The sequence below is a fragment of the Veillonella sp. CAG:933 genome, assembly GCF_000431435.1.
Classification (GTDB): domain Bacteria; phylum Bacillota; class Negativicutes; order Veillonellales; family Veillonellaceae; genus Veillonella_A.
Window position 1 is genome coordinate 1 of record NZ_HF986104.1, and the last position, 6,802, is coordinate 6,802.

The window sequence follows — 6,802 nt, forward strand, 5'->3', positions numbered from 1 at the left end:
AATTACCAACTCAAAATGTCCTATAACCCGAATAAGGGTTAGTGCATATAAAATATTGTGTTAAAGGCGATACATCTGCGTAATAAGGATGTGTCGCTATTTTTTATTCCGGTTTGTGTACTAAGGTAACAATAAATTCACTGTCTTCCACGAGGGTTGCTTGAATGAAGTTGTCACCGTTAAACTGTAAAACCGTACCCGGAGTTAACACATGTTCTTCTTCCTGATTCAGTTGAACAGCTACTTTGCCTTTAACTACGGTAAAGACTACATTGGCTTCCGGATGATTGTGATTTTCTACTTTTTCACCGGCTTTGCCGCCTTTTTTTACAACTACAAAATTAGGACCTTGGAATAATAAGCCCAATTCGTTTTTTTCAGTACCAACCATGAGAAAACCTCCTTTTGAAATAATTGTAAGAAAAAACTTGCCGACAGTACGTTGCCTTTAGACTATAAGGGAAAGGTAAATTAGTTATAAAGTGCAATGGTCAGCTGACGGCAAGTTATATATATTGTATTTAATTGTAGGGCGTACAATTTTTGCTGATTTAAGATCAGGCGGAAGTCGGCTGTAATGAAACAGCGAACTTGAAATGTTACTTAAGCGCGAACGATTTTGTATTGTGGGAATTCGCCGTCAATTAACTCTACGGTGAATTTGAACTTAGGATCCGCAGCGCTCACAAAACCTTGGAACCAAGCTTGGTAGGCCGCCATCATGAATGTCTGATCGACGCCGGCTTTGGCCCAATTGCCTTTTTGATTAGCGTGGCTACCTTCCCATACGTATTCATCAGCTGTATCTGCGAGAATCGTATCGCCACCGTCACAAGGCATGCCGTTTAAATAGTAGTTTTGCATAATCTGATAGATTTCCTGTGGCGTATGGTCGCCTTTATTAAGCTCGTCGGCCGCTACTTTCCCACAAGCGGCACCTTGGGTTACGAAGGCGGTTAAAATTGCCTCTTCCGCATCTTCACCACCGCAGTCGAGCAAGTCTTTGATGAAGTTAGCTTCACGGACCGTGGCAATTTCAATCTGATTTTGCAACCAGCCGTGAATGTTGCTGTGGTCGATAATCATTTCAAGATTACGGTCTGCCGGAATTGGTTTACCGTAGAGGTCAACCGCAACGAAATGAAGTTCATCGGCTAAATCGCCTAAGGATTTCTGCGCTTCTTTATAGATTAAATCTTCACGCTCGATAACGAGGCGAATTTTTTTATACAACCAAAAATGAATGTGACCTAAGAATGCTGACATGGTTATGCTCCTTTACGAAGATTATTTAAACGGGTTACGAGGTCGTTAACATCAAAGCCGTGAATGGAAGCGGCCTGCCATAATGGTTCAGACGTTGCAGATGGACAGCCGAGACAGCCCATGCCGATTTCCTGAAGAGCCGGAATTGTGTTTGGATATACTTCGATGATTTCACGAATGATGGAGTTTTCAGTAATAGGTTCGCCCATTTGTAAACCGAGGGTAGCATTATTGCCCATACCCGGTAATTTTACGGAAGGCTCAGTGGCATTTACATCAGCTGCGGCAGCGGCACTGATTGTAGCGGTAGCTGCGGCAGATTTAGAAGCATCAGCTGCTTCGATATCGCCTAATACGGCTTCTTTGAAAGTGTCGAGACCAATGCGGTCAATGAAGGCGCCCATGCGTTCAATATGAGCATTTTCTTTGTAGAAAGTAACCATGCGGTCTACCAATGCTAATACTTCTTGTTCGGTTGCTACTTCGGCAATGAGGTCGGCAAAACGAGGGTGTGCTCCGGCACTGCCACCGGCATATACTTGCCAGCCTTCTGCGGTACCGATTACGCCGATATCCTTAGTGATGGATTCGGAGCAAGAGTTTGGACAACCGGATACGCCGAATTTCATTTTGGAAGGCATTTCCTGAGAAATATATAATTTATCTAATTTCATGCCGAGGCTTACGCTGTCTTGCTTAGCGCGTTTACAGAACGTGGTGCCCGGGCAAATTTTTACGCTGCGTACACGATTGGATGTGCTGTAAGCCGGTGCCATTCCCAGCATTTCCCAAGCTTTATCAACATCTTCCGCTTTTAAGTTAGTAATCATGATGCGTTGGGCACCGGTGATTTTGAGGGTAGCCTTAAATGTGTTGGCTACATCTATAAATTTTTGAAGCATAGTTGGTTGTACGAAACCACCCGGAATGCGTGGTGTGATTGCATAACGGCGTTGACCGTTGCGAATTCTTTGTAAGTTACCTGCTACTTGAGCCATAATGTCATCGTCCTTTCCCTTGACGGCACTCCTTTACGAGTGCATTACTTCTACGTATAATAAAGAAGGTAATATTTTTATAATACGAGTAAAAATATTGCTTCATGTCGTTTAGTACACGGTAATCTTCGTGTTTACATTGTTCATTATAGGACATTTTACTTGAAATGTATGTAGCCTGTGCTACATTTTTATTTTTTTAGATATATTAGAAGAATGATTCGTTATTGCAATTTTGTAATAAGAGGTAGACCATGAAACAACTATATGAAAAAGTATTAACGGGACGATTTGTAGAACGGCCGAATCGCTTTGTGGTTCATCTGGCTATGGATCATTTAAACGGTGAAGTATTGCCGGCCCATTTGCCGAATCCGGGCCGCATGTGGGAGTTATTATACCCCGGTGTTAAATTTTACATAGTCCATCATCCGAAAAAGGACGCCAAAACACAGTACCGGGTTATCGGCATTGAACGGGATGGGGTGCCGATTATGTTGGATACTAACTACAGTAATGATGTGGCGGAGTATTTAATTTCTACGAAACATATTCCCGGTTGGGAAGAATGGTCCGTCGTGCGCCGTGAATATACAGTAGGTAATAGCCGCTTTGATTTGTTATTAACCAATGATGACGGCGAGTCTTTTTTGCTGGAAGTAAAATCCTGCACTTTGTTCAGTCGTGAAGGGGCCATGTTCCCTGATGCCATAACGGAGCGAGGGCGTAAACATTTACTGCATCTACAGGCTCTTAAAAGTGAAGGTTATCATACGGGGGTCTTGTTCTTGGTACAGTGGGAACGGGCCCGTTGGTTTTTACCGGATTATCATACGGATTTGGCCTTTGCCCAAACTTTCGGTGAAGTAGCGGGAGATCTTGATTGGAAGGCGGTGGCACTGCGTTGGACGGAAGAATTTACCATGCCGGAGGTAATCCGTGAATGCCGTTTTGATGCGGAACTGCTTCGCCGGGAAGCACAGGACCGCGGCGATTATCTGGTGGTTTTACATTTGTCTACCGCCATGGATTTGGAAATCGGTAGTAAGGGTATCCTTCATTTTGAGGAAGGGTATTATACCTATGTGGGCTCCGCTAAAGCCAATCTTACCAAGCGTTTGGAACGTCATAAACGGAAACGTAAAAAGATGCATTGGCATCTCGATTATTTCCGTTCTCACTGTGAAATGATTGCCACCTTGTCGATTCGTAGCAGCGACGATTTGGAATGTGAATTGGCCAAGGCTGTTAACAATTTGGATGGCTGGGAGGTGCCGGGCTTCGGCTCAAGTGACTGTGATTGTAACAGTCATCTGTTTGGTACGACCTATAATCCGATTCATAACGAGCCCTTTATGCTCATGGTAGAAGATTTTCGCATGAACCGTTTGGATACAATGATTAATCTTGGTGAATAAGGAAGGAGACACTGATGGAAATAGCTAAATCCTTATTTTACTTTATCGTAGCCGGCTTTTTTGAAATCGGTGGCGGCTATTTGGTATGGCTCGCTTTAAAAGAAGATAAAGGGCCATGGTACTTAGTGGCCGGTGCCGTCGTTCTCTTTTTATACGGTATCATACCTACTTTGCAGGAGGCCTCGTTCGGCCGCGTTTATGCGGCGTATGGCGGTATTTTTATTGTTTTGTCCATATTATGGGGCTGGCAGGTGGATAAAGTGGTGCCCGATATGGCCGATTTAGTAGGTGGTGCCATTGCCCTCGTAGGGGTATTAATTATTATGTATTATCCCCGTTAAATGTGGTGAAAATCCCTTATTGATGCGGTTAAAAGTAGCATAAAAACGCTAAAAATGCTATAATATAAGTTGCTAATAAATTAAATGAAGCGCTTGAAATGTACGATTAGTTATTATTAAATGAGGTGAGACTGTGGAGGAAACGACCTGGAGTCACGGGAAAATTGAGCCCGTCCAGATTGATAAAGAAATGAAGAGCTCCTATATCGATTATGCCATGAGCGTAATCGTTATGCGTGCCTTACCGGATGTTCGCGATGGTCTAAAACCGGTGCATCGTCGTATTTTGTACGCTATGCATGAAACCGGTATGACTCCGAATAAGCCATATAAGAAATCGGCCCGTATCGTCGGGGACGTACTTGGTAAATATCATCCACACGGGGATAGTTCCGTATATGATGCAACGGTGCGTTTGGCACAGGATTTTAATACGCGCTACCTCTTGGTAGATGGTCACGGTAACTTCGGTTCCATCGACGGTGACTCGGCAGCGGCTATGCGTTATACGGAAGTACGTATGGCTCGTATTACGACGGAAATGCTCGCTGATATCGACAAAGATACCGTTGATTTCATGCCAAACTATGACGAGTCCTTGCAAGAGCCGACAGTATTGCCGGCCAAAATTCCGAACTTGTTAATTAACGGTTCCGCCGGTATCGCCGTTGGTATGGCGACCAATATTCCGCCGCACAACTTGAACGAAGTAGCGGATGGCTTAATTATGCTTATCGACAATCCTGATGTGGATGTAAACGATTTGATGAAAGCCATTAAAGGGCCTGACTTCCCGACAGGGGCGTTAATCCTCGGTCGCGATGGCATTAAAAAAGCCTACAGCACTGGCCGTGGCAGCATTAAGATGCGTGCCCGTGCCACGATTGAAGAAATGAACAAGGGCAAACACCGTATCGTGGTAACGGAAATTCCGTACCAGGTTAATAAAGCCCGTGTTATTGAAAGCATTGCCGAATTGAGCCGTGACAAGGTTATTGACGGCATTACCGTGCTTCGTGACGAAAGTGACCGTCGCGGTATGCGCATCGTTGTAGAGCTTCGCGCCGATGTACAGCCGGATATCGTTCTTAACAAATTATATAAACACACTCAATTGCAAGACACCTTCGGTGTGATTATGCTTGCCTTGGTGGACGGTCATCCGCGAGTACTTACGCTAAAAGAAGTACTTACTCACTATTTGAACCACCGTTTAGGCGTTATCGTACGTCGTACGCAGTTCGAATTGGCCAAAGCGGAAGCTCGTGCTCATATCTTGGAAGGCTTGCTTATTGCCCTCGATCATATTGATGAAGTTATTGCCACAATTCGTGCGTCGGAAACCGATGAAATCGCGAAGAACGCATTGATGCAGAAATTCGGCTTAACTGAAAAACAAGCCGTTGCCATCTTAGATATGCGTTTACGTCGTTTGACCGGTTTGGAACGTGAAAAGATTGAAGACGAATACAAACAGTTGGAAATCCTTATTGCTGATTTGAAAGCTATTTTGGCCAGCGAAGACCGTCAGCGGGGTATCATCAAAGACGAATTGACCGAAATGAAACAGAAATACGGCGACAAACGTCGTAGTGAAATTACGATTGATACATCGGAACTTGATGTGGAAGATTTGATTGCCGACGAAGAAATGGTTATTACCTTGACTCGTCAGGGCTATATCAAACGCATGAATGCCAATGTATATCGCAACCAGCATAAAGGCGGCGTAGGCGTTGTCGGCATGAAGACGAAAGAAGACGACTATGTGGTACAGATTTCTCATGTTCGTACCCATAATACGCTTTTGTTCTTCACCACTGCGGGCCGTGTATATCGCTTGAAAGGTTACGAAGTGCCGGAAGCATCGAGCCGCAATTCCCGCGGTACAGCGATTATCAACGTATTGCCGCTCAATGTAGGTGAAGCGGTGACGACTATGATTGATATGGAAACTGTAAATCACGATCTTAATTTGTTAATGGTAACAAAACAAGGCGTGGTAAAACGTACGTCCATTGAAGAATATCAAAATATTCGTCGCAGCGGTTTGAATGCTATTTCCTTGGCTGACGATGACCGTCTCATTGCGGTATGCCTCACAGCGGGCAATCAGGATGTTCTCCTCGGCACTCGTAAGGGTATGGCTATTCGTTTCAATGAAGAAGACGTACGTCTCATGAAACGTTCCGCTCAGGGCGTTCGCGGTATTAAACTTAATGCCGGTGATGATGTAGTCGGCGCCGGTGTGATTACCGAATCGGGCGAAGCTTGTCAGGTATTCACTATCAGTGAAGAAGGGTATGGTAAACGCAACAGCGAAGATGTCTACTCGCTCCAGAAACGCGGCGGCAAGGGAACGAAAAACTTCCGCATTACCGATAAAACCGGTGATGTTGTAGCTGTTGGTATCGTAACGGACAGCGATGAAGTAATGCTCATCTCCGAACAGGGCAAGATTATTCGTTTTGACATGAAAGATATTGCCATTAAAAAAGGTAAAGCCATTTCCGGTGTGAAATTGCAAAATCTTGATGGTGAGGATAAAGTAGCTTCCGTAGCTATTATTGCTAAAGACGAATTGGATTCGGAAGAAGACAGCTTGTTCTAAGTGATAACTTATAAATACTAATAAAGCGGATTGAAGATAAAAGTTCTTCAGTCCGCTTTTTGTAATTCACTGTTCTTCATTTGTCGATAATAGATTCAATGCCTATAAAATAATGCTGTCAAACGAAAGAAACTGTGGCCTATAGGACATTTTGAGTTGGTTTTTAGA

6 protein-coding genes are annotated in these 6,802 nt (G+C 44.1%); 3 read left to right on the forward strand and 3 right to left on the reverse strand.

Translation table 11 applies throughout. From position 1 onward, the window contains the following. Positions 1–103: 103 nt before the first annotated feature. The 3 genes from QZL64_RS00315 to QZL64_RS00325 form a co-directional block, all read right to left on the reverse strand. Positions 104–391 carry a cupin domain-containing protein gene (locus QZL64_RS00315; RefSeq protein WP_021840067.1) on the reverse strand — a complete coding sequence of 96 codons (288 nt, stop codon included), beginning with the start codon at positions 389–391 and terminating at the stop codon, positions 104–106. A gap of 212 nt (positions 392–603) precedes the next feature. Next, a complete protein-coding gene (locus tag QZL64_RS00320) occupies positions 604–1,266 on the reverse strand; it encodes a hypothetical protein (RefSeq protein WP_021840068.1) in 663 nt (220 codons plus the stop codon). A 2-nt stretch (positions 1,267–1,268) separates the two neighbouring features. Further along, positions 1,269–2,264, reverse strand: a complete 996-nt coding sequence (locus tag QZL64_RS00325) for a DUF1858 domain-containing protein (RefSeq protein WP_021840069.1) — start codon at positions 2,262–2,264, stop codon at positions 1,269–1,271. Between the two features lie 254 nt (positions 2,265–2,518). Here QZL64_RS00325 and sfsA point away from each other — a divergent pair, with 254 nt between their 5' ends. The 3 genes from sfsA to gyrA all read left to right on the forward strand — a co-directional run bounded on the left by sfsA (position 2,519) and on the right by gyrA (position 6,634). Beyond that, entirely contained in the window at positions 2,519–3,682 is a 1,164-nt protein-coding gene (gene sfsA / locus QZL64_RS00330; protein ID WP_021840070.1) for a DNA/RNA nuclease SfsA, read from the forward strand. Positions 3,683–3,702: 20 nt separating this feature from the next. Further along, on the forward strand, positions 3,703–4,023 hold the full coding sequence (locus tag QZL64_RS00335; protein WP_226974612.1) for a YnfA family protein: 321 nt from the start codon (positions 3,703–3,705) through the stop codon (positions 4,021–4,023). Positions 4,024–4,156: 133 nt separating this feature from the next. Further along, positions 4,157–6,634: a DNA gyrase subunit A gene (gene gyrA, locus QZL64_RS00340; protein WP_021840072.1), complete on the forward strand. Its 2,478-nt coding sequence runs from the start codon at positions 4,157–4,159 to the stop codon at positions 6,632–6,634. Positions 6,635–6,802: the final 168 nt, after the last annotated feature.